Annotated in this window: 26 protein-coding genes; 10 read left to right on the top strand and 16 right to left on the bottom strand. The window is 57.9% G+C overall.

What is annotated here, in order from left to right; genetic code table 11:
* The first annotated feature begins 8 nt into the window (after positions 1-8).
* Both TX24_RS18280 and TX24_RS18285 read left to right on the top strand, forming a co-directional pair.
* On the top strand, positions 9-1,241 hold the full coding sequence (locus TX24_RS18280; protein WP_003189541.1) for a Zn-dependent hydrolase: 1,233 nt from the start codon (positions 9-11) through the stop codon (positions 1,239-1,241).
* A 73-nt stretch (positions 1,242-1,314) separates the two neighbouring features.
* The gene (locus TX24_RS18285) at positions 1,315-2,352 is read left to right on the top strand and encodes a histone deacetylase family protein (protein WP_003189543.1); all 1,038 of its coding nucleotides are present in this window, start codon (positions 1,315-1,317) and stop codon (positions 2,350-2,352) included.
* On the opposite strand, the gene TX24_RS18290 is transcribed toward TX24_RS18285, so the two are convergent.
* The gene (locus tag TX24_RS18290; RefSeq protein ID WP_003189544.1) at positions 2,353-2,706 is read right to left on the bottom strand and encodes a type II toxin-antitoxin system RelE/ParE family toxin; all 354 of its coding nucleotides are present in this window, start codon (positions 2,704-2,706) and stop codon (positions 2,353-2,355) included. It lies immediately after the preceding gene.
* Positions 2,703-3,107, bottom strand: coding sequence for a ribbon-helix-helix domain-containing protein (locus TX24_RS18295; protein WP_003189546.1), 405 nt, complete (start codon positions 3,105-3,107; stop codon positions 2,703-2,705). Before TX24_RS18295 ends, TX24_RS18290 begins: the two co-directional genes overlap by 4 nt.
* A gap of 210 nt (positions 3,108-3,317) precedes the next feature.
* Between TX24_RS18295 and TX24_RS18300 the strand changes: the two genes are divergently transcribed.
* A complete protein-coding gene (locus TX24_RS18300; RefSeq protein ID WP_032901014.1) occupies positions 3,318-4,220 on the top strand; it encodes a LysR family transcriptional regulator in 903 nt (300 codons plus the stop codon).
* On the opposite strand, the gene TX24_RS18305 is transcribed toward TX24_RS18300, so the two are convergent.
* Positions 4,212-4,970, bottom strand: a complete 759-nt coding sequence (locus TX24_RS18305) for a substrate-binding domain-containing protein (RefSeq protein WP_034135088.1) — start codon at positions 4,968-4,970, stop codon at positions 4,212-4,214. The two genes, TX24_RS18300 and TX24_RS18305, sit on opposite strands and share 9 nt — an antisense overlap.
* Positions 4,967-6,274, bottom strand: a complete 1,308-nt coding sequence (tcuC, locus tag TX24_RS18310) for an MFS transporter (RefSeq protein WP_003189550.1) — start codon at positions 6,272-6,274, stop codon at positions 4,967-4,969. The genes TX24_RS18305 and tcuC overlap by 4 nt, the downstream gene beginning before the upstream one ends.
* A gap of 197 nt (positions 6,275-6,471) precedes the next feature.
* Between tcuC and TX24_RS32175 the strand changes: the two genes are divergently transcribed.
* Positions 6,472-6,615: a hypothetical protein gene (locus TX24_RS32175; protein ID WP_003189552.1), complete on the top strand. Its 144-nt coding sequence runs from the start codon at positions 6,472-6,474 to the stop codon at positions 6,613-6,615.
* 191 nt (positions 6,616-6,806) lie between these two features.
* Entirely contained in the window at positions 6,807-7,733 is a 927-nt protein-coding gene (locus tag TX24_RS18315) for a LysR substrate-binding domain-containing protein (protein ID WP_003189553.1), read from the top strand.
* 476 nt (positions 7,734-8,209) lie between these two features.
* Here TX24_RS18315 and TX24_RS18325 read toward each other — a convergent pair whose 3' ends face one another.
* From TX24_RS18325 to TX24_RS18350, 6 genes are all read right to left on the bottom strand, one after another.
* Positions 8,210-9,166 carry a hypothetical protein gene (locus TX24_RS18325; RefSeq protein WP_003189555.1) on the bottom strand — a complete coding sequence of 319 codons (957 nt, stop codon included), beginning with the start codon at positions 9,164-9,166 and terminating at the stop codon, positions 8,210-8,212.
* Positions 9,167-9,207: 41 nt separating this feature from the next.
* Positions 9,208-10,392 (bottom strand): amidohydrolase family protein, encoded by a 1,185-nt coding sequence (locus tag TX24_RS18330; RefSeq protein WP_057710829.1) that lies wholly within the window; start codon positions 10,390-10,392, stop codon positions 9,208-9,210.
* A gap of 18 nt (positions 10,393-10,410) precedes the next feature.
* Complete coding sequence (locus tag TX24_RS18335; protein ID WP_082628827.1) at positions 10,411-11,430, bottom strand: TauD/TfdA family dioxygenase; 1,020 nt, start codon at positions 11,428-11,430, stop codon at positions 10,411-10,413.
* A gap of 141 nt (positions 11,431-11,571) precedes the next feature.
* Positions 11,572-12,711 (bottom strand): fatty acid desaturase family protein, encoded by a 1,140-nt coding sequence (locus TX24_RS18340; RefSeq protein ID WP_157255556.1) that lies wholly within the window; start codon positions 12,709-12,711, stop codon positions 11,572-11,574.
* A 112-nt stretch (positions 12,712-12,823) separates the two neighbouring features.
* Positions 12,824-13,360: a hypothetical protein gene (locus TX24_RS18345; RefSeq protein ID WP_050547331.1), complete on the bottom strand. Its 537-nt coding sequence runs from the start codon at positions 13,358-13,360 to the stop codon at positions 12,824-12,826.
* 14 nt (positions 13,361-13,374) lie between these two features.
* Positions 13,375-14,334, bottom strand: coding sequence for an isopenicillin N synthase family dioxygenase (locus tag TX24_RS18350; protein ID WP_057710830.1), 960 nt, complete (start codon positions 14,332-14,334; stop codon positions 13,375-13,377).
* A 278-nt stretch (positions 14,335-14,612) separates the two neighbouring features.
* Here TX24_RS18350 and TX24_RS18355 point away from each other — a divergent pair, with 278 nt between their 5' ends.
* On the top strand, positions 14,613-15,572 hold the full coding sequence (locus tag TX24_RS18355; RefSeq protein WP_057710831.1) for a LysR substrate-binding domain-containing protein: 960 nt from the start codon (positions 14,613-14,615) through the stop codon (positions 15,570-15,572).
* A gap of 32 nt (positions 15,573-15,604) precedes the next feature.
* On the opposite strand, the gene TX24_RS18360 is transcribed toward TX24_RS18355, so the two are convergent.
* The 3 genes from TX24_RS18360 to TX24_RS18370 all read right to left on the bottom strand — a co-directional run bounded on the left by TX24_RS18360 (position 15,605) and on the right by TX24_RS18370 (position 19,702).
* Complete coding sequence (locus tag TX24_RS18360; protein ID WP_034135092.1) at positions 15,605-16,540, bottom strand: LysR family transcriptional regulator; 936 nt, start codon at positions 16,538-16,540, stop codon at positions 15,605-15,607.
* A 137-nt stretch (positions 16,541-16,677) separates the two neighbouring features.
* Entirely contained in the window at positions 16,678-17,865 is a 1,188-nt protein-coding gene (locus tag TX24_RS18365) for a cyanate transporter (RefSeq protein WP_034135093.1), read from the bottom strand.
* A 214-nt stretch (positions 17,866-18,079) separates the two neighbouring features.
* On the bottom strand, positions 18,080-19,702 hold the full coding sequence (locus TX24_RS18370) for a 5-guanidino-2-oxopentanoate decarboxylase (RefSeq protein WP_057710832.1): 1,623 nt from the start codon (positions 19,700-19,702) through the stop codon (positions 18,080-18,082).
* 110 nt (positions 19,703-19,812) lie between these two features.
* Here TX24_RS18370 and TX24_RS18375 point away from each other — a divergent pair, with 110 nt between their 5' ends.
* Positions 19,813-20,685 carry a LysR substrate-binding domain-containing protein gene (locus TX24_RS18375; RefSeq protein ID WP_057710833.1) on the top strand — a complete coding sequence of 291 codons (873 nt, stop codon included), beginning with the start codon at positions 19,813-19,815 and terminating at the stop codon, positions 20,683-20,685.
* Between the two features lie 514 nt (positions 20,686-21,199).
* On the opposite strand, the gene TX24_RS18380 is transcribed toward TX24_RS18375, so the two are convergent.
* Positions 21,200-21,814, bottom strand: coding sequence for an NAD(P)-dependent oxidoreductase (locus TX24_RS18380; RefSeq protein WP_057710834.1), 615 nt, complete (start codon positions 21,812-21,814; stop codon positions 21,200-21,202).
* Between the two features lie 34 nt (positions 21,815-21,848).
* Positions 21,849-22,715 carry an MBL fold metallo-hydrolase gene (locus TX24_RS18385; RefSeq protein WP_057710835.1) on the bottom strand — a complete coding sequence of 289 codons (867 nt, stop codon included), beginning with the start codon at positions 22,713-22,715 and terminating at the stop codon, positions 21,849-21,851.
* Positions 22,716-22,820: 105 nt separating this feature from the next.
* Here TX24_RS18385 and TX24_RS18390 point away from each other — a divergent pair, with 105 nt between their 5' ends.
* Together TX24_RS18390 and TX24_RS31005 are read left to right on the top strand one after the other, a co-directional pair.
* Positions 22,821-23,726: a LysR family transcriptional regulator gene (locus tag TX24_RS18390; RefSeq protein WP_003189578.1), complete on the top strand. Its 906-nt coding sequence runs from the start codon at positions 22,821-22,823 to the stop codon at positions 23,724-23,726.
* Between the two features lie 91 nt (positions 23,727-23,817).
* Entirely contained in the window at positions 23,818-23,997 is a 180-nt protein-coding gene (locus tag TX24_RS31005) for a hypothetical protein (protein ID WP_003189580.1), read from the top strand.
* Here TX24_RS31005 and TX24_RS18395 read toward each other — a convergent pair.
* Positions 23,990-24,865: a helix-turn-helix domain-containing protein gene (locus TX24_RS18395; RefSeq protein ID WP_003189581.1), complete on the bottom strand. Its 876-nt coding sequence runs from the start codon at positions 24,863-24,865 to the stop codon at positions 23,990-23,992. The genes TX24_RS31005 and TX24_RS18395 overlap by 8 nt on opposite strands.
* 180 nt (positions 24,866-25,045) lie before the next feature.
* Here TX24_RS18395 and pobA point away from each other — a divergent pair, with 180 nt between their 5' ends.
* The gene (gene pobA / locus TX24_RS18400; protein WP_003189582.1) at positions 25,046-26,239 is read left to right on the top strand and encodes a 4-hydroxybenzoate 3-monooxygenase; all 1,194 of its coding nucleotides are present in this window, start codon (positions 25,046-25,048) and stop codon (positions 26,237-26,239) included.
* The last annotated feature ends 62 nt before the right edge of the window (positions 26,240-26,301 follow it).

The following is a 26,301-nucleotide window of genomic DNA, read 5'->3' on the forward strand; positions in this document are numbered from 1 at the left end:
AGTCAGCAATGTTGAAGATTAATGGCGAGCGCCTGTGGCATAGCCTGATGGCCATGGCCGAGATCGGCGCGACGGCACGCGGTGGCAGCTGCCGTCTGGCATTGAGCGCTGAAGACAAGGCCGGTCGGGAGCTATTCAGCCACTGGTGTAAAGCAGCTGGCCTGACGTTGAGCGTGGACGCTATCGGCAACCTGTTCGCTCGCCGCGCCGGCACCGATAAGGACGCCGCCCCGGTGATGATGGGCAGCCATCTGGATACCCAGCCCGAAGGCGGACGTTTCGATGGGGTGTACGGCGTGTTGGCTGGCCTGGAGGTGATCCGCAGCCTCGACGACCACGGCATCCAGACGCGCAAGCCGTTGGAAATTGCGGTGTGGACCAACGAGGAGGGCGCCCGTTTCACCCCGGCCATGCTGGGCTCGGCGGTATTCACCGGCACGCTCGCCTTGGACAAGGCACTGGCCACCGCCGATGTCGATGGTATCAGCGTGGCCGAGGCGTTGCGCACCACCGGCTACAATGGTGAGCGCCCGTTGGGTGGCGCAGTGGATGCGTATTTTGAGGCGCATATCGAGCAAGGCCCGATCCTGGAAGACAACGCCAACAGCATCGGCGTAGTCACCGGTGGTCAAGCGATTCGCTGGCTCGATGTGCGGGTCGAAGGCATGGCTGCGCATGCCGGCACCACGCCAATGCCGTTGCGTAAAGATGCGCTGTACGGCGCGGCGAAAATGATCCAGGCCCTGGAAAACCTCGCCGCCGATTTTGCCCCGCAGGGCCTCACCACTGTGGGTGAGCTGAGCATCGCCAAGTCGTCGCGCAACACCATTCCCGGCTTGCTCAATTTTACCGTCGACCTGCGCCATCATCGCGACGCCGATATCGACGCCATGGAGCAGCAAGTGCGCGCACGCCTGCAGGCAATCGCTGACCACCGTGGCCTGAGCGTCGCCATCACACCGCACTGGGTCAGCCCGGCCACGCCGTTCGACGCCGAGTGCGTGGCCTGCGTGCAGGCTGCGGTGGACGCTTTGGGCTACAGCCAGCAGACCATCGTCAGCGGCGCCGGCCACGATGCGATTCACCTGGCGCGCTATTGCCCCACCGCGATGATCTTCATCCCCTGCGTCGGCGGCCTCAGCCACAACGAAGCCGAAGATGTCTTGCCCGACGATGTGCGCCAGGGCACCGATGTCTTGCTCAACGCCGTGTTGAAACGCGCCGGGCGTGTTCATTTCTGAAGGCTGACGCCATGCCCCTGTGGAAGCAGGCAAGCCAGCTCCCACAGGTTCTGTGTTTATCCAGGAGCAACTCATGAAGACGTTTTTTCACCCCGAACAACTCCTGCATCACCCGCGTAGCTACTACTCCCGCGGCCAGATGCGCACGCCCCAGGAGGTTCCCGAGCGTGCGCGCAACCTGTTGCTGGCTGCGCAAACCCTGGGCTTCGATATCCATCAACCAGCCGATTACGGTCTGGATCCGTTGCTCGCCGTGCACGGTGGCGCCTACCTGGCTTTTCTTCAAGAAGCTCATCAGCGCTGGAAAGAGATCCCCGAAGACTGGGGCGACGAAGTCATGTCCAACATCTTCGTACGTGAACCCAATGCCCTGCGCGGCATCCTGGCCCAGGCTGCGCGCTACCTGGCCGATGGCAGTTGCCCCATCGGTGAGCTGACCTGGCGCTCGGCTTATTGGTCAGCCCAGAGCGCCGTTGCCGCAGCGGGTGACATCCTCGATGGCGCACCTGCCGCCTATGCCTTGTGCCGGCCCCCGGGCCATCACGCCCGCTTCGACGCGGCCGGTGGCTTCTGTTACATCAACAATGCGGCCGTGGCTGCGCAAGCGCTGCGCCAAGGTTTCCAGCGTGTCGCCGTGCTCGATACCGACATGCATCACGGCCAAGGCATCCAGGAAATTTTCTACGACCGCGACGACGTGCTGTATGTGTCGATCCACGGCGACCCGACCAACTTCTATCCGGGCGTAGCAGGCTTTGCCGAGGAAAAAGGCAACGACGCCGGCGAAGGGTACAACCTCAACCTGCCGATGGCCCATGGTGCCAGCGAAGCGGTGTTCTTCGAAAAGCTGGAGCAGGCCCTGGCAGCGGTGAAGGACTTCTCGGCGGATGTGCTGGTGTTGTCACTGGGTTTTGATATCTACGAGCTGGACCCACAAAGCAAAGTCGCGGTGACGCGGGAAGGTTTTGCGCGGTTGGGGCAGTACATTCGAGGGCTGGGGCTGCCGTGCCTGATCGTGCAGGAGGGTGGTTATCACCTGGAGACGTTGAATAGTAATGCGCAGGCGTTTTTCAGTACGCCAACAGCCTGGAAGACGCTAAAAGCCTGCTGATCAGTTTTCAGCAGGCTTTCCAGTCCTTGTTGGGTGCTCGTTCTCATCTGCATGCAACGACGCCGCGTAGTCTTGCCCCCCATAAAACACGCCCATGATCGATACCGTTTTGAAATCAGGCCTCACCCAGAAAGCAATAATGGTGCTGCGACGATAGTGAGTGATGCGCAAGTCTTTCAGCAGGTCGTCACGGCGCACTCCACGCAAGGGAAACAGGGCAAGGCTTTCGCAGTAGCTGACAAGATTGTCGATAAAACGCGCCGCTACAGGAGGGGAGCCGACATCGCTGATGTAGTCTTCGAGTGCATCGAGTTGCGCCAAGACCTCGGGCGAAAAAACTACCGAGTAGCTCACGCTTCCCCTGTGCCTTTGCGCTGACGTCTGGCGGCCATGTGTTCGCGGACCTGTTCTGGCGATAACCCAAGCTCAGGCTTCGCCTCAAGGGCGGTCGCTGCTGGGATAACTTCGTCTCTGAGCCAGTCTTCCATGGCACGATCACGCGCCAGCAACGCCCGCAGGCCGTCACGAATCACTTCACTTTCGCTGGCATATTCGCCGGCAGCCACCTTGGCTTTGACCAGTGCTGCCATTTCAAGGGGCAAGGTGATGCTCATTTGCTGGGTTGAGCGCATGGGGGTATCCGCCGCAGGTGAGTAGGATTCAATCCTACTCGACCATTGGCGCGATGCAAGAAGCAACTGATCGATGCCGATGCCCGGCGCCTCGTCGTCCATCCAGAAGGGGTAGGTTTGCATGAGTTGCTACGTCTCCAGCTGTGTAGGTCAGGCTTCAAGTATTGACCCGTTTTGGCGATCGCGTGGCCGCAGGCGGCTGATAACCTGCTGATATGTATGACTTCATATGTGTAACAGGATGATCTCGACAAACCCTCTCGGCACACATGGCGTCCCACCGGCTCCCATACGATAATGCTCGCCACCTCGACCACCTTTGGCCTGCCTCCCGTGATCATCAACTTCGACCTCAACGACCTCCAAGCCTTCCGCGCCGTGGTGGACAAGGGCAGTTTTCGTGGCGCTGCCGAGGCCATCCGTATCTCGCAACCGGCCCTCAGTCGGCGTATCGAAAAGCTCGAATCGGCGCTGGATGTAAAGTTGTTCGAACGCACTACGCGGCGGGTCAGCCTGACCATGGTCGGGCGCGCGTTTTTGCCCCAGGTCGAGCGCATGCTGGATGATCTCGACATCGCGCTGATGGGTATCAGCAACGTTGCCTCGACGCGCATGGGCAACGTCACCATCGCCTGTGTGCCGTCTACCGCGTATTACTTCATGCCCCACGTGATCTCCGAATTCCACAAGCTGTATCCGAAGATTCGCCTGCGGGTGCTGGATGCCAGTGCCGGCGAGGTGTGCAATGCGGTGGCCAGCGGCGAGGCAGACTTTGGCGTGAGTTTCAGCGGCAGCCTGGCCGATGAGGTGGAATTCGAGTTGCTGCTGCAGGAGCGCTACGTGCTGGCCTGCCGGCGGGATCACCCTCTGGCTGCGCGTGACAGCGTGAGCTGGACCGAGGCTTATGAGCATGACTACATTGAGGTGGACAAGACGTCGGGCAACCGCTTCCTGCTCGACCAGGCCCTGCGTGGGGTGCGGGTGAAAAAGCCGAGTATCTGCGAGACCCACCATGTGACCACGATGATCGGGCTGGTGGAGGCGGGGCTGGGCGTGGCGATGGTGCCGTCGATTGCGATGCCGGCGCACACTCACCCGATTCTGGTCAGTGTGCCGCTGGTGGAGCCTCACGTACTGCGCAATGTGGGCTTGATCAAGCGCCGCGGGCGGACGTTGCCACCAGCGGCGTTGGAGTTGGAGCGCTTGGTGCGGGAGATGCCGTTCCGGTCAGCGTGACACCGAGTCCAGGCCGGTGGATTGCACTTCCGGCTGGGCCTCGGGCGATGCCATGAACTGCAACAGGGCCTTGGCCTGCTCCGGGTGTTCGGCGTTCACCGGAATACCGGCGGCAAAACGGGTAACGGACTGCACGTCTTCCGGGATCTTGCCCACAAACGTTACACCCTTGACTGGCAACAACTCCGCCACTTGCTGCAAGCCGACCTCGTAATCACCCTTGGCCACCTGTTCGCCCACCGGCACGCGTTCGATCATGGTGCCCTTGGCCGGCATGCCGAGCTTCTTGAACAGTTCCTTCTCGACATACACGCCGCTGGCGCTATCCGAATAGGCCACCGACTTGGCTTGGCTCAGCACAGCCTTGAGCTCGGCATCGGTACTGATCGCAGGTTTGGCCGCACCTTCCTTCACCACCAGGCCGATCCGCGAGTCTGCCAATTCCACGCGCGAGGCGGGGTCGACTTTGCCTTGTTTGATCAGCTCATCCAGGGCATAGCCGACCATGATCACCACATCGGCGTGCTCGCCACGGGCCAGGCGGTTAGGAATCGCTTCCGGCGCCTTGCCCATGGACGGGCCGAGGATGGTGTCGAGGGTGTCACCGCTTTGCTCGGCGTATTGCGGGCCGAGCAATTTATAGGCGGCGGTGAAGCCACCCGAGGTCATGACTTTGAGTTGTTCGGCCTGGGCGGTCAGCGCCAGGGTGCCGAGGACGACAGCAGTGAGGGTCTTGACCAGCGGCTTCATTGCGCTGCCTCCTGCATGACTTGGCCACGGGTATTGGCGCGGCGATACAACGCCAGGGTCGAACACAAGGCACACAGCGCGGCGAAGATCATCCAATATGCAGGTGAAGCCTTGTCTTCAGTGATATGTATGAACCAGGTGGAGATCGCCGGGGTAAAGCCACCGAACACTGCGGTCGCCAGGCTGTAGGCCAGGGAGAAACCCGCCACACGCACTTCCACCGGCATGATTTCGGTGAGCGCCGGGATCATCGCGCCGTTGTACATGCCATACAGGAACGAGAACCACAGCAGGGTTTCCAGCATGTGCGCAAAGCTTGGTGCGTTGACCACGTAGGACAATGCCGGATAAGCCGTAAGGACAGTCAGCACCGTCATGGCGATCAGCACTGGTTTGCGGCCGAAGCGGTCGCTTAACGTGCCGCCGATCGGCAGCCAGAAAAAGTTCGAGATCGCAACCAGCAAGGTCACCAGCAAGGCGTCCGAGGTGCTCAGGTGCAACACGGTTTTACCGAAGGTCGGTGCGTACACGGTGATCAAGTAGAACGCGGTGGTGGTCATGGCCACCATCAGCATGCCGCCGATGACCACGGTCCAGTTCTTCACTAGGGTCGCCATCACTTCACGCATGGTCGGGCGATGCTTGCGGTTGGCGAACTCTTCGGTTTCCTGCAGGTTGCGACGCAGCACAAAGATAAACGGAATGATCACGCAACCGACGGCAAACGGAATCCGCCAGCCCCAATCAGCCACCACCGCAGGTTCCATCCACACGTTGAGGCCATAACCCAGGGCCGCGGCGACGACGATAGAGATCTGTTGGCTGCCCGACTGCCAGCTGGTGTAGAAGCCTTTACGGCCCGGCGTGGCCATTTCGGACAGGTACACCGACACGCCACCCAGTTCCGCGCCGGCCGAGAAGCCTTGCAGCAGGCGCCCCAACAGCACCAGAAACGGTGCCCATAGGCCGATGGTCTGATAACTCGGCACCAGCACGATCAGCAGCGTACCGCTGGCCATGATCGACAAGGTCACGATCAAGCCTTTGCGACGGCCCACGTCATCGATATAGGCACCCAGAATAATCGCGCCCAATGGCCGCATCAGGAAGCCCGCGCCGAACACGGCGAAGGTCATCATTAATGACGCAAACTCATTAGCGGCCGGGAAGAACGCGGCAGCGATATAGGTGGCGTAGAAACCGAACAGGAAGAAGTCGAACTGTTCGAGGAAGTTGCCCGAAGTAACGCGCAATACCGCGCCTACTTTCGAGGGGGCAGCCGCAGGCCGGGAAGGGGTCGTCATGGTTTTGTGTCTCCAGCGTTCTTTTTAAAGTGCTTGTTTCGCTTAAGACTTGGGATAGTGGCTGACACATTTAGAAATGATAAGTGACAAATTTGGATTGATTGATGTGTGTTGGCTATCAATCTGAGCCAGCTTCAAAATGGCCTGCCGTGTTCTATGCTTGAACCTGGGTCCAATTCTTATCGGCGGAGGTCGCTATGGGGAACGAACAGCAGCACAACAAGCCGGAGCGTGAAGAACCCCGGCAGCCGCGCGAAGACGAAAAACCGCAAACCTGGAAGCATCCGGACGACGGCACCGAGCTTTCCGAACGTGACCAGGAGCGCCCGCTAAAGCCCTGAGCATCAGGTAAAACGCGGTCTAATTGTGGGAGCGGGCTTGCTCGCGAAGGCGGTGTGTCAGTCAACGGAGTCGTCGGCTGAACCATTGCCTTCGCGAGCAAGCCCGCTCCCACATGTTTTACCGTGCACATAGACGCAGCTCCCCAGCCTTCCTAAACTGCCGCTTGTCTTGGGGAAAGGGGCAGGCGCCGATGAATCGCAATGAATTACGCAAGGCCGACATCAACCTGATGGTGGTCTTCGAAGCACTGATGCTCGAGCGCAATGTGACGCGGGTGGCGGAGAAGCTGTTTCTCGGCCAACCGACCATCAGTTCGGCCCTCAACCGCCTGCGTACCCTGTTCAACGACCCGCTGTTTATTCGTGTCGGCCATCGCATGGAGCCTACGGCGCGCGCGGAGGAGATCATCCAGCACCTGTCGCCGGCCTTGGATTCGCTGTCTTCGGCCCTGAGCCTGACCCATGATTTCGACCCGTCCATCAGCACCATGACTTTCCGCATCGGCCTGTCCGATGATGTGGAGTTCGGCCTGCTGCCACCCTTGCTGCGCGCCTTGCGCCAGGAAGCGCCACAGGTGGTGTTTGTGGTGCAGCATGTGGACTACTGGCGCATTCCCGACCTGCTGGCTTCCGGCGACATTACCGTCGGCATCACCCAGACCCGCGGGCTGCCGGCCAATGCCAAGCGTAAGCTGTTGCGGCACATTCGCCCGTGCCTGCTGCGCGCCGATGCCTCGGATACACCGCTGACCCTCGACGAATATTGCGCACGGCCCCACGTGCTGGTGTCCCACACCGCCAACGTGGCCGGGTTTGCCGATGAGTGGCTGGCCGAGGTGGGCCGCAAACGCCATGTGGTGCTCTCGGTGCCGCAATACAGCTCGTTGCCGGCCTTGCTCGCCGGCACCGACATGATCGCCAGCCTGCCGGATTACACCGCCCAGGCCATGGCCGCCAGCGGGAACCTGTTCTGCGAGCCGTTCCCGTTCGAAACCCCGACCCTGGATTTGTCGATGGTGTGGCTCAGCCATGTCGACACCGACCCGGCGGAACGCTGGATGCGCTCGCGGCTGGAGGCCTTCATGAGTGATCGCGGGTTGGTAGCGAATAAAGCCTGAGGCTTATATCCGTGCTATGGGCAGGGAGGGCGGCTCAAGAACGGCTAATCCTCAACGTGCTCTTCTTGAACAGGGTTGCTAATCAGCGACGCACGCAAAATACGGATGCGTTGCTCGGAGTGATAGGCGCCTGCTTCTGTAAACCTGAGGAATGCTCGTGAGCAACACTTACAGCCCCAGATGCTTGAAATATTATAAGGAAAGAAATCAAAGCAGATAGGCGCGTCCTCAGACCAGAAATGGGTACCGTTCGGGTGGTATTCCTCAAGGCTGAGTTCTTGTGCCCTATCGCTCGAGATTTCGCCTATGAAGCGCAATAGGCTGCTCGCCTCGAGTGTTTTGGGTAAGGTTTCCCACCCCTGCGACAAGCCCCGAACACAAGAGCAGGCAGTAGGCTCCAGCGAAGAGCGTTCGGCAATCTGCCTGATAGTTTCTGGCGTGAGTATCATTTTTATGCTGTTCCAGGCGGTAATAGCTCAGATTCGGTTCTTGCTTAAAACCAGTTTGTTCAAATAGCTTTCAATTTTGGGTAAAACAAACTGCAGTATCTTCGGCATGGTGTGGATAGGCAGTTGGCAGCATGCAAAATACAACGCCATTGTGGGCGATAAGCTGACACCAAGAGCAGACCATAATAGTCCAACATTTCTATTGCCGCCGTTGAGTGCCATGGTGAACTTGGAGATCAATGATCCGGGATATAAACAGCCCATGAGAAGCTGCAGGCAAACGTTGATGCAGTAGGCGATGGCGATCATTGAGATGGCCAACGAAGGGGTCTCCAGAATTACCTGCTGCATGCCCGCCATCGTGCCTACTGCAAAGAGGAAAAGCGCGATGACGACAATACCGTCAATAGCCAGGCCGTGCGTGGCGACGAAGGTGTGGGAAAAACGACGTATCAAAATAGCAGCGCCTTCGGCGCCTCCTATCAACACGGCCAGTCTGATCGCCAGATCAACAGGGTTCAAGGAGAGTGAAAGGCCATCAGCGAATAGGTGGAGTATCAGCGGAGCGGTGACAGGGATAATTGCCATTGAGCAGAGTGCAGTCACCAACGACATGGAAGGGTCAAGCCCGAGCATTCTCGCGACGGCTGCATTTCCGCTGGCGGGCGGGGCGGCAACAGCGATGGCTATCGCAAGGGACAGTTCTTGATTGCCGGTGAGGTAAAGCGAAAGCATTCCAAAAATATAAGGGCAAGCCACCACCATCAGGGCTGGAAATATCAGAGATATTTTCAAGTTTCTTGCTGCAGTGATGACTTCAGCGTTGTTAATACGCAGCAGAGTGCCCAGAACAAATATGAAAACCATGACGGGGAGCAACGGCCTCGCCAAGTCTGCAAGATAGGGAATAGCTAATCCAATTGCGCAACCGCATGCAAGTACGGTAGGCCCTCTGCGCGTAATTTCGGGCAGAATTCTGTGCATATGAGTGCTCTCGAGGCGACGTCCCTTTCGGGACGCTGCTATTAGGTACGCAGAGTTATTTCAGGTGTGACAGACGGCGGTGGCGAGTTCCTGGATTGCCTCACGACCAGGCGCCCATCGATCAGAATCGAGGTAATACTTGGAAGGTCACCACTGCTGAAACTTCCAAGTACGCTGGGTTGCGCTCCTCCCAAAGGCCCGCAGGCGATCAGAATGTCGGCTTCTCTTCCGACGCCCAGAATCCCGCGATTCAACTTTCGCACCTTGGCGGTGTTACCCGTTGCGAAGCAGACGGCCTTTTCCGGTGGTACGTCGCCGAAACTACTGAGCAAGGCAATTGCCCTGAGCATACCAAGCGCGGGAACCCCACATCCGGCAGGAGAATCTGTGCCAATGACGATACGGTCCAGTTGGTTCATTTCTCGTGCGTAATTCAGGGTGGTGACCGCCGCGAACTCGTTCCCGTTATGTACGATTTCCAAGGCACCCAGACAGCCTTCACACAGGCATCTGATTTGGCTCGGTGCCAGTGCGGTATAGCCGCCGTTGATATGCCCGATGATATCGGGCGCAATTTCAAGGATCTCTTCTGCGCCCATGCTCTGGGAAGTAGAAATTGAAGGACCGCCCGTGTGGGTGATAGAGGTCATGCCGTGTTTGCGAGCCATTTTGACCAATTCAGCTGCACGACTGACTGACTTGACAGGGCCAATCCCGACCTCTCCCAGTTGGTTGATGCCTTGCGCAACCATTGCGGCGAAATCCTCATCCGAAAATTCATCGTTGAGCAGTGGCGCGCCGGCTTCCATTTTTATTCCGCTAGGGCGCGCATTGGAGAAAGAGCGCTGCGCTGCGATTGCCATGGCGATAGTACCGACCCTGTCGGTCGGTAGCCCCGGAACGTGCACTTCACCGGCAGAGATCATGCTCGTCACGCCGCCCTGCAAGGAGTGCCAGATCCAACTGTGGTTGCCAGAGCGCGGGCTGTACTCACCCAGGGTCGGGTGAGTGTGGTTGTCGATCAAACCTGGCATGACCGTGCTCTGTTTGGCGTCAATCAGCAGGTCTGCGTGTGAAAAATCTACATCTATTGCCTGACCAACGTAGGTGATCATTCCATCAACACTGACGAGGGTATCGGCTGTAATGAGTGGAGTTGCGAGATCACCCGTGAGAAAAGTGCCTATATTATGAATAATTGACGTATATGGCTTATGGTTCGACATTTAATTTATCTCTTTATATCATCGAGTAACGGGTTCGAAGATTCGCGCGCCACACTTGTTGAATGAGCGGAAGTTCCACAAGTTGTTAGTGATGAACAAACGCTGGATCCAACGGTACGCATGCCCCTCTGGATCGAAACTGGGGGTGAACTTATCACGCGAATGGAGCATGAAACGATTGTTGATGTACACCAACTTGCCAGGTTGAATGTCCAGCGGCCGCGCTACGCTTTTAAGCGCGTTGTAAAACCTCAACAGGGTATTTTGTGCTTCGTGATCAGCGGCAATTACCATGTCCGGGTAAAACGCAGCAGTGACTCTAGGGTGAGTCAGCGGGCCGCTCAGAATTGGATATACATGAGTTTCTTTCGCGCCTGCGGTACTGTTCCTCCAGCGGTAGGGCTGACGAATGATGAAATGTTTGCCATATAGGATTTCAATATCGGCCTGTTCCAGAGCCTGAAGGGCTTCCCTCGCATCGGCAACCCAGGTTTGCGGGCCCACCCCGGCAGGGTCACCGCGAACGCCGAGAAGCAAAAGAGCCAGCGGCGAGGTGTCTCCACGGGAGTCATAAGCCTGAAAGGCATTCTCGGTGTGCAGGTCCAACTCCAGGTCCGAACCGTTGCCGGTATACTCGCCCACGGCCTCCGGATGCGGTACCAAGTCATTGACCAGTTTTGGCCCCTCATGCTTGATGGAGTAGGGCTCCGCTATCAAACTGCCCAGGGCAACCAGCACATTTTCAGAAAGATAACCGCTTTTGAAGTTCAAGCTATTAGCGTCGCCCTGCGGGCTGCCAAATGTGTTATCAATCGGAAGGTTCTCGAATACACAATAAGAAGCATCGTCATCTTTAAGGGATTCAAGCTTTTTTAGAAGTCGCGCAGGAAACTTTTGATAAGCGGTCATGCGAATGAGGTGGATGTAGTCTCGCCCTCCCGTTGGCTCGTAACAAATGTCTATAAGCGCGTCCCGAATACTCTCTTTTTCAACGGCCGTCAGCCAGAAGCTGTTGGCGTCTGCACATGAATCGTCCACACGCACTCCTTTAAAGGTCTGATTGATTTGTCATGAGTTAAGTTATAAGTAAATTAAGACTTTCAAGCGCTGAGGTGGGGTCCCCGTAAGCACGACCTGACAGTGTCCATGCTTTGATAAGGCCCGACCTGAGTGGGTGACTCAACCTAAGAGCTTATCTGTGTACGCGCCGGTGAAGTGATGGGTGGTAAATTGGCCATCAGCATCATAGGGTTGTCCTTCATCGGTGCTGATGATTCTTGATAATCGCCCACGATGATAGGCAGTCAAGAAGTTGAAGAATGGCGTGCTTTCTTCTCTTGTGTCAGATACTCCGTAAAGCCTCAACTGTTTGATTATTGCAGCTTCAAGGTGTGGCAACATATACCAAGGGCACGTTGGAAAGCAGTGGTGGGCCGCGTGGTAACCAAAATTCAAAATAATCAGATTGAGGAAGGTAAACTTTCTTGCCACCGGTACGGAGAAGGTATTTTGGATTTCGTAGTGTTTTCCATGGGTTAGCTTTTCTCCCTCGGTATACACCTGCTGGAAAGAATGCTGGAAACAGTCGACGAATCGTACGATGTGTATCCTCAGGAAGGAGGAGGCTTGCCATACCAGCACAAGCATCAGGGAGAACCGGGCAAACGTAGCAAAGGCTACAACGTAAATGCACAGGCTTCCAATACCCCTTGCAACCTCGCGCCTGCTGCCACTAAATATCACAGCGTAAATATTGGTAAGCTTGATCAAATAGTAGAAGGCGGGAAGGTATATTTTTTCTGCAACAATGATCGCACTAAATAGCCTTGGATGAGCGACAGCAAAGTGACCACTATCGAACCCACCAATGTCAATTTTTTCGGCATGATGGCGAACATGATCTTTTCTATAGGCTTCAAATGAAAAGAAAGAGAGGCCGTTAAGGAAAGACAGCAACTCTCCGACGACAGCATTGACTTTCTTCGACTTGAAAACAGAATTGTGCGCGCAATCGTGGCTCAGGTACCAGGACCAGATCTTCGCAAGGGCAATTAAGATAATCGCACCGAGTGCCGCAACGATCTGTTGAGTATACGCCAGGAATATGCCCCATACAGTGAAGGTTGCTATCACACTTAGTACAATCACTGATGGCAATAATTTTCGCTCTTTCGCTATTGAAATAAGCAGGGTTTTCACGTTGGCGTCTTTGATGGCGCGCAGATAATTATCAGCATACAGTAAAGACATCTCATCACCTTCAAGAGCAAAATTCACCGAAACGCTTATTGAGCTGGTTGGGGGGCTGGCATTGAACAACGGATCATGCCTGGACAGGCGTAATCCCTTCCGTGCGCATGTGGAATTAACGACGGGGCTCGAATATGAGTACGCACACAATGCCAAAGATGTAGTGCAGGTGTACGGGTGGCTAGGGTTCTTTTGCTGTTGCTTCTGGTGCCAGTGAAGGCGGCACTAGCGAGACTGCAGCGTGAGTATCCGCGCCCGAGGGTTGATCGCCGCTACTGGATTTGTAGCCGATCAGTATCACGCCGACGATGCACAATAAAACACCGGCAATGTTTAAATAGGAGAGTCCTTCTTTAAGCAGAAATACCCCGATGAAGCCGAGCGCAATATTGATAATGGCGCCGGTAACGATATTGCCCGTGCTGAGGTCCCATCCACTGCGATACATCATCAAGAAGCCGATTTCCATCATCAAGATGCAAAACGCGATGCCTCCCTGAAGCCAGGTCATTTGCTTCAAGCCCGCGAGTAACGTTCCACTGCCCAAAAAAAACGGCAACATCAATGTGGACAGGATGACGATCGCCACATAGATACTGACAATTGAAACCAAGGGGTTGATCGTAGACGGTATTTTCTTCATGAGCATGTGATAGCCCACGGTGCCCAGTATCGCTACGATCGCTGATAGATAGAATGTGTATTCTTTACCTAGCACGTTCAATACTCCTACTAGTTGGGTTCAAGTTCACGAAATGTGGTGGTTTCCAGGAACCTCTTGTCCATGTACTCACCCGCGATGATCGCTCTGTATTTCGCAGGACTGCCCTCTGCGCAACAGCTGGGCAGGCACTCCACTTTGGCGGTGTAGTCTGGATCCATAAAGAACGCCGCCGAGTGGCGTAATTGGCCAGAGGTATTTATCACTCGATGCAGCGTTGCTTTGTAACGGTCATTCGTCCAGCGAGACATTAGATCCCCGACATTGACGACAAAGGCATTTGGGATGGGTTTGACTTTGATCCAGGTGCCGTTAGCACTCTGTACCTCCAGCCCCCCGGTGGCACTTTCCGAGATCATGGTTATCCAGCCGAAGTCTGTGTGCTCTCCAGCACCCATCGGCGCTCCCTGTGTATATTGAGTGGAGGGATAACGCAGGACTCTCAATTGGGCCATCGGCTTCTTGAATTTATCATCGAAGTAATCGATCGGCATATTGAGCGCAAGGGCAAACACGTTTAGCAGTTTTTTTCCGAATATGAGCATTTGCGAGTGATATTCCGTCATCGCAAGCTTGAAGTCGGGCAATTCCTCTGGCCATACATTGGGGCCGTAAAAAGGTAATTTGGCTTTTACGAACTCGTCGTCAAGCGACAAGTCCGCTGCCATGTCAAAACCCTCTTTGACATCGCCCAATATGCCATCCGACTTATCAGCGCCTTCGCTGAAGTAGCCACGCATATAGGGAGATTTATGAATTTCGATTTTCTCCTTGGCCTGAACAGGCAGGTCGAAAAACGATTGTATTTGAGAGAAAACAGTTGAAATAAGCGTGTCATCTACACCGTGATTGACGACGGTGAAGAATCCGACCTCCCTGCACGCGTTGTCGATCTCCTTGACTAGGCGTGGTGATATCTCTGCGCCCTGCGTCAAACTACCGACGTCAATGATAGGTATGTTCTTTTCCATGGATGCACCATTTGCTCTAAAAAAGGCGCAACGAGACCTACTCCATGAATACTGAAGTGCACTCAGGGATAGACCGTATATAGGCCAGTGTCATTTATTTAGACTAAGGAATTCCGTCAGCTCGCAAGCGCTGGCAGTAAGCACTCGACATTCTCGATCGGCGCGCCTCCTGTTACAGGCTAGGTGGCGTAGCCTAGAATTCACTTCTATGAAAGCGAAGGCAAATCAGATAAAGTAAGCCTGGCTTAGTTTTTTTACCATGGAAGGGGGATTGATTAATGTTCGCAAAATTGCCGTTGACAGCCATTCGTGCATTTGAATCTGCCGCAAGACTCGGTGGGTTTAAAGCAGCCTCCGCGGAGTTGTTTGTCACCCCGGCGGCAGTATCACAACAAATAAAAACACTTGAAAACTTATTGGGCAGTATGCTTTTTGTACGCACTCCTCATGGTGTTCAACTCACTGCGAACGGTGAGAGGCTATATTCAAAGGTGCATCTTTCTTTTTTGGATATAAGCAGTAGTATGTCGTCGCTTAAGCCACCCGCCGACTCCAACACACTCCGAGTTTCTACCACGCCGGCATTTGCGTCTTTATGGTTGATTCCTCGGCTGGCGAAATTTTATAGTGAACATCCAGATATTCATGTCAGTGTTGAAACCAGTAATGAAGTGGTGGATTTGTTTCGTGACTCATCTGTTGATTTAGCTATTCGTTGTGGGTTTCGCGATTTTCCAGACTTGTACAGCCACGCGCTTATGCGCGAACAGTTTGGTGTTTTCTCCCACGCCCATTGGAAGCAAGGAGAAGCTGAAGCTTCGTTGAAACTTATAAATATACGTTGGGCTACGGCATCGCCCGCTTCAATTAGTTGGGCGTCCTGGTGCGCGGCTGCGAATCATGAGAGTTGGCTATCAAACGCGGTCTATCGTGAATACAACGATGAGCATTTTGCGCTTCAGGCCGCTATTGCGGGGCATGGCTTGACGCTGGCGAGCACGGTCTTGGCAGCAGACTATGTTGCGAATGGATTGCTGATTCCTTACAGACCCGACATCAAGATTCCGGGCGCGCAGTTTTCAGCCGTGTGCGTGCCGGGGCGTGAGCGTTCAGGTGCCGTAAAGCAGTTTCTGGCCTGGATGGTCAAAGTGATAGCCGCCTGCCATACCGATTACCCTGTCGCTCGGGATGACGCGTCGCAGGCTGTCACTAAGCGCCGAACATCACTGGCTATCTGATTAGGGTGTGGAGAGCTTGATCAGGCGCGTTCCTATAACAAACCCTGATCCGCACACACCTTCACCACTTGTTCCCGAAACCAGGTATTGGCGCTGTCCTGCCCACTGGTTTCGTTCCACTGCATATCCAGGGTGAATCCCGGCAACCCGTTGGGGGCTTCGCAAACGCCGAATGCCGGCGCCGGTGCCAGCAATTTTTGCACGCGGCGGGGCAGGGTGACGATGAAGTCGGTGCCGGCAATCATCTTCAATGCCGCGCTGTAGCTGTTGGCCCGCGCGATCACCTGGCGCTTGCGGGCCTGGCGGGCGAGCCAGCCGTCGATCATGTTGGTGTCGGAGGTCCAAGGCGTTGGGAATACGTGGCGCCGCTCAACGAAGGATTGCAGGCTGAACGCCTGTTCCCTGGGCGCCGAGCGTTGGTCGCATACGCAGACCAAGTCGTCCTCCAACAGCATCTGGGTCTTGAAGTCTTTATGGGCGCGGTGAAAGTGCGGGCCGAAGCAGATCACCAGGTCCAGCCGACCTTCACGCAGGTCGTCGGCGGGGATCTCGGTTTCCAGCTTCTGTACATTGACGATCACCGGCAGGTCGGCATGGTCGAAGCGCTTGAGCAGGCGCGGCAGGATCAACTGTTCGAAATATTCTGGCGCGCACACATTGAAGGTCACCGCCTGTTGGGTCGGGTCGAACGCTTGGCCACCGGCATGACACAGGTTGATGCTTTCCAGAATCTTCTGCACATGCTCGTACATGGTGGTGGCCTTGTACGTAGGGCGCATGCCCGCGCGGGTGTTGATAAACAGCTCATCTTCAAAGCTGGTGCGCAGCTTCTTCAGGCTGTAGCTCACAGTGGACTGGCTGACGAACAGCGTTTCGGACACCTCGGTAACGCTGCTCTGGTCGTAGACGGCGATAAACACCATCAAATCCTGCATATCGAGCTTTCTGAGCAAGTTACTGTTTAGCATCGGTTTCGTCCGTAAACCCTTTGTACCGAACTCAGTACAAGACTGAGCAAAATGTTAACGGAACGCCCGTACCAATAGAAAGCTCTGTAGGACCCTTCTATGTTTCGTGTGGGACAAAAAATGTTTGTAATACGACGTCAGCGGATATGCCGTGCGTAATGCGCCGGGTTGAAACGCATCACGATCAATAGCATCAGCCCGCTCACGGCCATCAATGACCACCAGGCCCATTCGAAGCTGCCCAACTGGTCGCGGATCATGCCGGCGATCAGCGGCGATAGGCCGGCGATCAGATAACCGATGCCCTGCACAAATGCGGTAAGGCCACCGGCGCGACGTGGGTTGTCGAGGTGGTCCAGGGACAGGATCAGGCTCATCGGGAACAGGCCGCCAATGCCCAGGCCGAGCAGGCAGGGCCACAACAGGCTCCAGCGTTGCGGGCTGAGAGTGAGGCCGTAGAACCCCAGGATGATCAGCACCAGCAGCACCGCCACCACCCCGCGTTTATCCTGGCGGCGGTTGGCAATGGCCGGAGTGACCAGGCCGGAGATCACTTCCATGGCGGTCAAGAAGCCCAGCAGCAAGCCGGCATTCTGTTCACTCCAGCCCTGCTCGACGTAGTACGGCGCCAGCCACGCCAGCACACAGGTGTAGGACGCTGTGCCGAGGCCAAAAAAGGTCGCGAGCAACCAGGCGCGGCGGTTGCTGAAAAATGCCTCCTGGGGGCCAGAACCGGCTTGAGGCAAGGGCGGCAGGGCCGAACGCTGCGCATACCAGAACATCAGGGCCAACAACGCCAGCATCGCCCAAATCGCCAGGCCGATACGCCAACTACCGGTGTGGGCTTGCACCCACGGCGAGAACGAAGCAGCCAATGCCGCGCCGCCCATGATCGCAGTGACATACAGGCCCATGAACAACGAGACGTTGGCGCTGAACCGCGACTTGATCAGCGCCGGCATCAATGCCTGGATCAGCGCAATGCCGACACCCGCCGCAATGGCACTCACGATCAACTCCAGCGCCGAATCCAGGAACAGCCGCGACACGGTCGCCAGCCCAATCACCAGCAGCGACACCACAATGCTGCGATGCTCGCCCACGCGCTTGGCCAGGCCCATGCCAAGGAACATCGCAAGGCCCATGGCCATGACTGGCAACATGGTCAGTAAGGCCGCGCTGCTGAAACTCAGCGGCACATCCGCGCGAATTGACGCCAGCAGCGGCCCCACGGCTGCCATCGAGGGGCGCAAGTTGAGGGCGACGAGCACCACGCTGACCGTCAGCCATACGGCGGTGGTGGATTTTGCCTGAACGTTTTCCATGGGCTTGCCTTGAATGAACAAGGGCGAATCAGGCCATGCAGCGTGTAGCGGGGCAAATGAGAAAGTCGCAGGGGCTATTGAAAAAATGCGGATGCCGAGTGGTGAGGTAAGCGCGCATTGGGCGTCGGCTATCAGGCCGCCTTCGCGAGCAAGCCCGCTCCCACAATTTGATCGCGGGGCGTCGGGAAGATATGGGTTGACTGTCAGGCCGGGATTACAGACTCGGCAACTCCCACCGCCCCTGGTCGATTTCAAGCAGCGTCGGCCCCTGACGATCGGCGGCAGCACGTAAAGCAGTGCGCAATGCTTCAATGTCATGGACGCTTTGCGCCGCGCAGCCCAGGGCCTTGGCCACACCGATAAAGTCCGGTGTGTAGATGTCCACACCCACCGGCTCGATGTCACGGTTGACCATGTACTTCTTGATCTCTTCATAACCCTGGTTATTCCACAACAGCACGATCACCGGTGTACGCGCCTCCACCGCGCTGGCCAGTTCCGGCAGGGTGAATTGCAGCCCGCCGTCGCCGATCAGGCACACCACCGGTTGGCCATCGCCGCGCCCGAGCCAGGCGCCAATGGCGGCGGGCAGGGCATAACCCAGGGTGCCGTACCCGGTGGAGGCGTTGAACCAGCGGCGTGGGTGGTTGAGGTTCAGGGTCAGGTTGCCGCTGTACACCGGTTGAGTGGAGTCGCCCACGAACACCACGCCGGGCAGTTCCTCCAGAACAACGTTGAGAAACCGGGTTTGCGCGCGCGTCGCAGCGTCCCATGCAGGTTCCAGCTCGGCCCACAAACGGGCGACGCGTGCGGTGCCCCAATCGGGCGAGCGAGGCGCCAATGGCTGGCGGTTCACTTCGGTGAGCAGCGCCTGGGCGGCGATGCGTGCGTCGGCCACTAGCGCAACTTGAGGCGGGTAGTTGCGCACGGTCTGGTCCGGGTCGATATCAACGCGCAGCAGCGCACCGGGAATGTCGAAGCCGCCGGCGAAGGTGATGTCGTAGTCGGTTTCGGCCAATTCCGTGCCGATGGCCAGCACCACGTCGGCTTCAGCCACCAAGGCACGGGTGGCGAGCAAGGTTTGCGTGGAGCCGATCAGCAGCGGATGCGCGGCGGGCAACATGCCCTTAGCGTTAATGGTGAGGGCCACGGGCGCGCCGAGGGCTTCTGCGAGACGGGTCAGTTCGGCGGCTGCGTCAATGGCGCCGCCACCGGCCAGGATCAGCGGGCGCTTGGCGGCAGCCAGCCTCTGGCTCATCTGCTGCACGGCCGCCGGTGCTGCGCCAGCGCGGGCGACGCTGACAGGCGTGCTGCCCAGCAACGCGTCGGCATTTTCCACCAGTACATCCAGGGGAATCTCGATATGCACCGGGCGCGGCCGACCGGCCTGGAACACCGCAAACGCCCGCGCCAGCACACTTGGCAGTTCTGCCGCCGACATCAAGGTGTGGGAGAACGCCGCCACACCAGCCACCAGCGCGCTCTGGTTCGGCAGCTCATGCAACTTGCCGCGCCCGCCGCCCAGTTGGCTGCGTGACTGCACGCTGGAAATCACCAGCATCGGGATCGAGTCGGCATAGGCCTGGCCCATGGCTGTGGTGATATTGGTCATCCCAGGGCCGGTGATGATAAAGCACACCCCCGGCTTGCCGCGGGTACGCGCATAGCCGTCGGCCATAAAGCCGGCGCCCTGTTCGTGGCGCGGGGTGACATGCCGGATGCTGGAACGCGCCAAGCCCCGGTACAGCTCCACCGTGTGCACGCCGGGAATGCCGAATACGTGGTCAACGCCGTAACTTTCCAGAAGGTGCACCAATACTTCGCCGCAGGTCGCCATACAGGTCGCTCTTGTGAGGGATTCGAAGCGCTATTGGAGCGGTTGGCCGGTGGCGGCAACAATCGATAAAAAGTCATACTCGGCATGTCCTCACGTCATGGCTGGCCCCAATGAAACGCCTCCCACCGTTAACCGCGCTGCACACCTTCTGGGTCACGGCCCAGTGCTGCAACTTCACCCGTGCCGCCGAGCAATTGCACATTACCCAGGGTGCGGTGAGCCGTCAGGTTGCCGGGCTGGAAAGCCAGTTGGGCTACGCCTTGTTCCAACGCCAGGCGCGGGGCTTAAGCTTGACCGAAGAGGGACGCCAATGGCTGATGTGCGCGCAGCAAGTGTTTGGCTTGCTCGCTGACGCGGTGGAGCACGTCGGTGACCGGCGCCGAACCTTGCAGCTCAAAGCGTCCACCTGCGTGATGCGCTGGTTGTTACCGCGCTTGTTGCAATGGCAAAAAGAGCGCCAGGATGTGCCGGTGGAGCTCACCACGACGGTGGCCTATAACGTGGACTTTCGTCGTGAGCCGTTTGACGCGGCGGTGATCTACGGGCCCATCGCCGAGCAGCCGGCCGAGGCGCGGCATCTGTTCGACGAGCGCCTTACGCCGGTCTGCGTGCCTGGGTTGCTGGGCACTTTGCGTACACCGCAGGATTTGCAGCATCACGTCCTGTTGCACCCGACCCGAGACGAGCGCGATTGGACGCTGTGGCTCAAGGCTGCCAATACCTGCTTGAGCGATCCCATCCAACGGCATCACTTTGAAACCCTGGACTTGGCAATGACCGTGGCGTCCCAGGGCACTGGGGTGGCGATGGGCGACAGTGCGCTGATTGGCGAGGATCTGAAGGCGGGGCGGTTGGCGATGCCGTTTGAGCTGCGGGTGTCGACGGGGATGGGGTATTACTTGGTGTATCCGCCGGGGAAGGAGCCGTCGGTTGGGTTGGTCGAGCTGATGGATTGGTTGGTCGGTGAGGCCAGTGTGGGGTGACGGCCAACGCCTATCAAACTGACTCGCCGCGATCCAACTGTGGGAGCTGGCTTGCCTGCGATGACGGCCTGCCAACCGATACTTCTCTCCCTGACACCCCACAACCCAACTGTGGGAGCGGGCTTGCTCGCGAAGGCGGCCTGACAGTCAACACGGTTGGATTGTGTGCATATCCATTGCTGCGGTAACGGCCACTTAGGGTTCCGCCCTGACGGCGGCTCACTTTTGAAAAGCGCAAAAGTAAGCAAAACGCTCTTGCCCCACCACTCGGCACCTCGCCTAGGCTCGGCACCTCGCCTAGGCTCGGTGTGCCCGTAATCCGCCAGTGATTTGGGGGGCCGCCGCCACGCGCCATCCATGGCGCGGGGCGGCTAAACCGGCATCCCTGCCGGTTTACCCCCCAAATCCCTGTCGAATTCCGGCCAGCGTGGTTTGACGGGGCGCTTGAGATCAAAAGCAGATCAAGATCAAGAGCGGCTCGCTTCGCATCGTGGTTAGCGTTGACGGCGTTGGGTCAGTAGCCGACGGTGAAGCGCTGGCGCGGGTGCTTCGGGTCTTCCACTTCATCCAGCATGGCGATGGCGAAGTCGGCAAAACTGATCGAGCTAGTGCCGTCACTGCTCACCAGCAGATCGTCCTTGCCCAGGCGGAATTTGCCGGTGCGCTCGGTGCCGTCGAACAGGGCCGATGGCGACAGGAAAGTCCAGTCCAGTTCTTTTTCCTGGCGCAGCGTTTCCAGGAAGTCAGCTCCGGCACTGGCTTCAGCTTTATATTCAGCCGGGAAGCCTTCGCTGTCGATCACGCGCCCGCCACCGGGTAACAGCAGCGAACCTGCGCCGCCGACCACCAACAAACGTTTCACACCAGCCTTTTTCACCGGGCCGATTACGGCGCTGGCGGGGAGGGTGGAGAAGTGCGCGGCGCTGATCACCACGTCGCTGCCGCTGATGGCCTGTTGCAAGGCCTCGGCATCCAGGGCATCAGCCTGTTTGACCGTAACGCCAGGGCGCACAGCCAGCTTGTCGGTATTGCGGGCGATGGCGGTCACGGTATGCCCGCGACGCAGCGCTTCTTCCAGCAGTTGGCTACCGGCACGGCCGGTGGCACCAATGATTGCGATCTTGCTCATGATGTTCTCCAACAGGGTTAAGGTTTAAAGCCAATTACCACTTCATTTCGCCCTTAGCGACTTTGGCGCTCAGCTCCAGCGAGCTTTCGTCGGCAAGGGTGGGGTAACGTTTTTTCATGGCCGCAATCAGGGCGGCGGAATCCTTGGCCTTGGCGGTTTCGAGGTCGAAGGCCTTGATGTAATCGGCAGTGAACTTGACCGAGGCCAGCGACGGCTTGCCCAGGTAATGGCCCGGCACCACGGTGTTCGGCTTCAGGTCTTCAATGCGCTTGAGCGTAGCCAACCAGTCTTTATGGGATTGCGCGCTCTGGGTATCGGCCATCCACACGTGGATATTTTCAGCGACGACCACACCACCGATTACGGCCTTGATCGACGGGATCCACACAAAGCTGCGATCGGGCTGCGGGCCGTCGAGGCCCACCACTTCAAGCTGTTGCCCTTCCAGGGTCAGGCTGTGGCCTTTAAGCACTTGCGGCACAAGGGTCTTGGCCGGTTTGTCGGCGCCCATTTTCGGGCCCCAGAAGGCCAGCTTGTCGGCGACGGTGGCGTTGATATGGTCGACCACCGGCTGCGGCGCCAGCACCTTGGCGTCGGGGAAAGCGGCGGTCAGGGTGTCGAGGCCGAAGTAGTAGTCTGGGTCGCCATGGCTGATGTAGATGGTGGTCAGGCGTTTGCCGCTGGCGCGGATCTTCTGCACCAGTTGCTCGGCTTGGCTTTTGCCAAATTGTGCATCCACCAGGATCGCGTCTTTTTCGCCGCTGACCAGCACCGAGCTGACCGGGAAGATCGCGGCTTCGCCTGGGTTGTACACGTCCAGTTTCAGCTCTGTCGCCGCTGCGTGGGCAGCGAAGGCCAGGGCGGCGGTAGCCAGGGTCAAGCGTTTGAAGGTCGAGAACATCGGGCAGCTCCTGCCATCGGTAAGGGATGCACAGAGCTTAGTTGCATAAAACGGGACAAAAAATGCGATGCTTGGACATAGTTTGTTTCTGAAAGCGGGCAAATCATGGATCGTCTTCAAGCAATGCGCGTGTTTGTCACCGTGGTGGACCTGGGCAGCCAATCCGCCGCTGCCGATCACCTTGACCTGTCGCGCCCGGTGGTCTCGCGCTACCTGGCCGAGCTGGAAGACTGGGTGGGCGCACGTCTGCTGCACCGCACCACGCGCAAGCTCAGCCTCACCGCCGCCGGGGGGGAAACGCTACCGCGTTGCCGGCAATTGTTGGATTTGTGCGGGGATATGCAGGCCGCCGTCAGCGAGCCCGACGACGCGCCCCGAGGCCTGTTGCGCCTGAGCGTGAGCACCTCGTTCGGCCAGGCGCAGCTGGGCGCGGCGATTGCCGAATACGTCAAGCTTTACCCCCTGGTGACGGTGGATTTGCAGATGCTTGATCGCACGGTGAACCTGGTGGACGAGCGCATCGACCTGGCGATCCGCACCAGCAACGATCTGGACCCCAACCTGATCGCCCGGCGCCTGACCGTATGCCGCTCGGTGGTGTGCGCCACACCGGCTTATCTGCACGAGCATCCGGCGCCGCAGAAAGTCGAAGACCTGGCCCGGCACAACTGCCTGACCCACTCTTACTTCGGCAAGAGCCTGTGGCATTTCGAAGAAAATGGCGAACACGTGTCGGTGCCGGTCCACGGCAATATCACCGCCAACGAGGCCAGCACGTTAATGCGCGTGACGCTGGCCGGGGCTGGGGTGGCGATGCTGCCCAGTTATCAGGCCGGTGAACTGATCCGCAGTGGAGAATTGGTACGCTTGCTGCCGCACGCCGAGCCACGCCAGATGAATATCTATGCGGTGTACGCCTCACGCAAACACATGCCCTCGGCGCTGCGCAGCCTCCTGGATTTCCTGGTGCTGCGCTTCCCCGAGGAGCCTGTCTGGGACGTCGGGCTGTGAGCTGAAATAAGCGCGCTGAATGGCATCGCATCATGGCAAGTTGACCTATGCTTTAAACAGCACCCTGTAGATCCGTTCAGAGGTCTGTGCCATGAGCATCAAAACCAGAAAGTACCTGACAATTTTCACCCTCTGCGCATTGGCGACAGCGCTGTATGGGACTGCCGCCTATCGCGTCGAGCAAACACGCATGCAGCCGGCGGCGTTCGCCATCAGTTGTCATCAGGACCAATGCGTTCCGCGCACCGGCAGTTTCAGTGCACTCAGGTAGGCTGCTCGGCCTTCAGTTGTTCACGAAACGCCTTGGGTGAAAACCCGACCCTGCGGCGAAACAGCCGTGAGAAGTTGGTCGGGTCGGAAAATCCCAGCACCTCGGACATTTCGTTGATGGTCATGCTGGTGTAGGTCAGCAGGCGCTTGGCTTCCAGCAACTGGCGGTCATGCATGATCTGCAACGCCGGCTGCCCACCCAACTCCCGACATGTCCCGTTCAAGTGTGAGACCGAGATGCCCAGCTTGTGGGCCAGGTCTTCAATCTTGGGGTGTTCGCGGTAATGCTGTTCGACCAGTTGCGTAAACCGCCGAAAGTACTCACGCCCCCGCGGTGCACGTGGATGGCGACGTTGGATCGCCTGGCGGCTGACCCATACCAGCAACACGCTGACCAGGGCGTGCAGCATCATGTCCCGTGCCGGTTGGTCATCGGCGTATTCGTCCTGCAAACGCATGAACAGGCTGTTCAAGTAATCGCTGTCCTTGCCCGCCGGGTAACTGCCCAGGGTGTGCAGGCCATCGACGGTAGAGCCCAGTTGCGCCTGCAAGTGGCTGACCAGCGGCGCCGAAAGCGTCACCACGAACCCCTCCACATCCTCGGAAAAACGAAAACCATGCACGCACAGCGGTGGCAGCACTTGCAGGCTCGACTCGTTGAGCGTGGTGCGCTGGCCTTCGATTTCCAGTTGTGCCTGGCCTTTGTGCACATACAGCAACTGGCACAGGTCCGCGTGCCGGTGGGGCTGGATTTCCCACTGGTATTCCCGACTGCGCCGGGAAATGGTTTCGCAGTGCAACAAATCGGGAGTCGGCCACTGCTGGCTTTCCCCGTAAAGCTTGAAGACCGGAATCGCGGTTTTGGTCATGGTTTCAATCCGATACTCAGGATAAGGGTTCGGTAATCGCCCCGATTGGCGAAAAGCACAGGTTTTGACGCAGTTTTCACCTTCTTATGCGGCTCGCTCAAGTGAAAAATGTCAGCCACAAGAGCAATGACAACTCTTTCACTCCATACGTTCGCGTGAAGCTTGAAGGCCATAAAAATAATGAAAACCCTTAAAACTCAAGTCGCCATTATTGGCGCCGGTCCTTCCGGATTGCTGCTCGGCCAGTTGTTGCACAACGCTGGTATCCAAACCCTTGTTCTAGAGCGCCAGAGCGCCGAGTACGTGCAAGGCCGTATCCGCGCCGGTGTGTTAGAACAGGGCATGGTCGACCTGCTGCGCGAAGCCGGGGTCAGCCAGCGCATGGACGCCGAGGGTTTGGTGCACGACGGGTTTGACATTGCCCTCAATGGCCAACTCACCTCCATCGACCTCAAGGCCTTGACCGGCGGCCAGTCGGTGATGATCTACGGCCAGACCGAGGTCACCCGCGACCTGATGGCCGCCCGCGCAGCCGCCGGTGCCATCACCCTGTACGAAGCCTCCAATGTTCAACCCCATGACCTGAAAAGTGAACAGCCGTGGCTGACCTTCGAGCATGAAGGCCAAGCCTATCGCCTGGAGTGCGACTACATTGCCGGCTGCGACGGTTTCCATGGTGTGGCCCGCCAGTCGATACCGGCGCAAGCGCTGAAGGTGTTCGAGCGGGTCTACCCCTTCGGCTGGCTGGGTGTGCTGGCTGACACGCCGCCGGTACACGCTGAATTGGTGTACGCCAAACATACGCGGGGTTTTGCGCTGTGCAGCATGCGGTCGCCGACCCGCAGCCGCTACTACCTGCAAGTGCCGGTCGAAGAGAAGCTCGAAGACTGGGCGGATGAACGCTTTTGGGATGAACTCAAAAGCCGCCTGCCCAACTCCTTGGCCGAGCAGTTGGTGACCGGGCCCTCGATCGAAAAAAGCATCGCGCCGCTGCGCAGCTTTGTGGTGGAACCGATGCAGTACGGGCGTCTGTTCCTGCTCGGCGATGCCGCGCACATTGTGCCGCCCACCGGCGCCAAGGGTTTGAACTTGGCGGCCAGTGATGTGAGCACCTTGTTCCGCATCTTGCTCAAGGTGTACCGCGAAGGGCGCCTGGACCTGCTGCAAAAGTACTCGGCAATCTGCCTGCGCCGGGTGTGGAAAGCCGAACGGTTTTCCTGGTGGATGACCTCGATGCTGCATCAATTCCCACAGGCGGACGCCTTCAGCCAGCGCATCGCCGAAAGCGAACTGGACTATTTCGTTCACTCCGAGGCCGGGCGCAAAACCATCGCAGAAAATTACGTCGGCCTTCCTTACGAGCCTATCGAATAGCCTGCTATCGTATCGAGCATTCCCACCGGTGACCGTTGCCTGTGGGCCCTGCTCGAAGGTTC

It is taken from the genome of Pseudomonas lactis, assembly GCF_001439845.1.
Classification (GTDB): domain Bacteria; phylum Pseudomonadota; class Gammaproteobacteria; order Pseudomonadales; family Pseudomonadaceae; genus Aquipseudomonas; species Aquipseudomonas lactis.

Coding starts and splice junctions, on each gene's coding strand:
- TX24_RS18280 (WP_003189541.1), top strand. CDS start 9: ATGTTGAAGATTAATGGCGAGCGCCTGTGGCATAGCCTGATGGCCATG.
- TX24_RS18285 (WP_003189543.1), top strand. CDS start 1,315: ATGAAGACGTTTTTTCACCCCGAACAACTCCTGCATCACCCGCGTAGC.
- TX24_RS18295 (WP_003189546.1), bottom strand. CDS start 3,107: ATGCAAACCTACCCCTTCTGGATGGACGACGAGGCGCCGGGCATCGGC.
- TX24_RS18305 (WP_034135088.1), bottom strand. CDS start 4,970: ATGAAGCCGCTGGTCAAGACCCTCACTGCTGTCGTCCTCGGCACCCTG.
- tcuC (WP_003189550.1), bottom strand. CDS start 6,274: ATGACGACCCCTTCCCGGCCTGCGGCTGCCCCCTCGAAAGTAGGCGCG.
- TX24_RS32175 (WP_003189552.1), top strand. CDS start 6,472: ATGGGGAACGAACAGCAGCACAACAAGCCGGAGCGTGAAGAACCCCGG.
- TX24_RS18315 (WP_003189553.1), top strand. CDS start 6,807: ATGAATCGCAATGAATTACGCAAGGCCGACATCAACCTGATGGTGGTC.
- TX24_RS18325 (WP_003189555.1), bottom strand. CDS start 9,166: ATGCACAGAATTCTGCCCGAAATTACGCGCAGAGGGCCTACCGTACTT.
- TX24_RS18330 (WP_057710829.1), bottom strand. CDS start 10,392: ATGTCGAACCATAAGCCATATACGTCAATTATTCATAATATAGGCACT.
- TX24_RS18350 (WP_057710830.1), bottom strand. CDS start 14,334: ATGGAAAAGAACATACCTATCATTGACGTCGGTAGTTTGACGCAGGGC.
- TX24_RS18355 (WP_057710831.1), top strand. CDS start 14,613: ATGTTCGCAAAATTGCCGTTGACAGCCATTCGTGCATTTGAATCTGCC.
- TX24_RS18360 (WP_034135092.1), bottom strand. CDS start 16,540: ATGCTAAACAGTAACTTGCTCAGAAAGCTCGATATGCAGGATTTGATG.
- TX24_RS18365 (WP_034135093.1), bottom strand. CDS start 17,865: ATGGAAAACGTTCAGGCAAAATCCACCACCGCCGTATGGCTGACGGTC.
- TX24_RS18370 (WP_057710832.1), bottom strand. CDS start 19,702: ATGGCGACCTGCGGCGAAGTATTGGTGCACCTTCTGGAAAGTTACGGC.
- TX24_RS18375 (WP_057710833.1), top strand. CDS start 19,813: ATGAAACGCCTCCCACCGTTAACCGCGCTGCACACCTTCTGGGTCACG.
- TX24_RS18380 (WP_057710834.1), bottom strand. CDS start 21,814: ATGAGCAAGATCGCAATCATTGGTGCCACCGGCCGTGCCGGTAGCCAA.
- TX24_RS18385 (WP_057710835.1), bottom strand. CDS start 22,715: ATGTTCTCGACCTTCAAACGCTTGACCCTGGCTACCGCCGCCCTGGCC.
- TX24_RS18390 (WP_003189578.1), top strand. CDS start 22,821: ATGGATCGTCTTCAAGCAATGCGCGTGTTTGTCACCGTGGTGGACCTG.
- TX24_RS31005 (WP_003189580.1), top strand. CDS start 23,818: ATGAGCATCAAAACCAGAAAGTACCTGACAATTTTCACCCTCTGCGCA.
- TX24_RS18395 (WP_003189581.1), bottom strand. CDS start 24,865: ATGACCAAAACCGCGATTCCGGTCTTCAAGCTTTACGGGGAAAGCCAG.
- pobA (WP_003189582.1), top strand. CDS start 25,046: ATGAAAACCCTTAAAACTCAAGTCGCCATTATTGGCGCCGGTCCTTCC.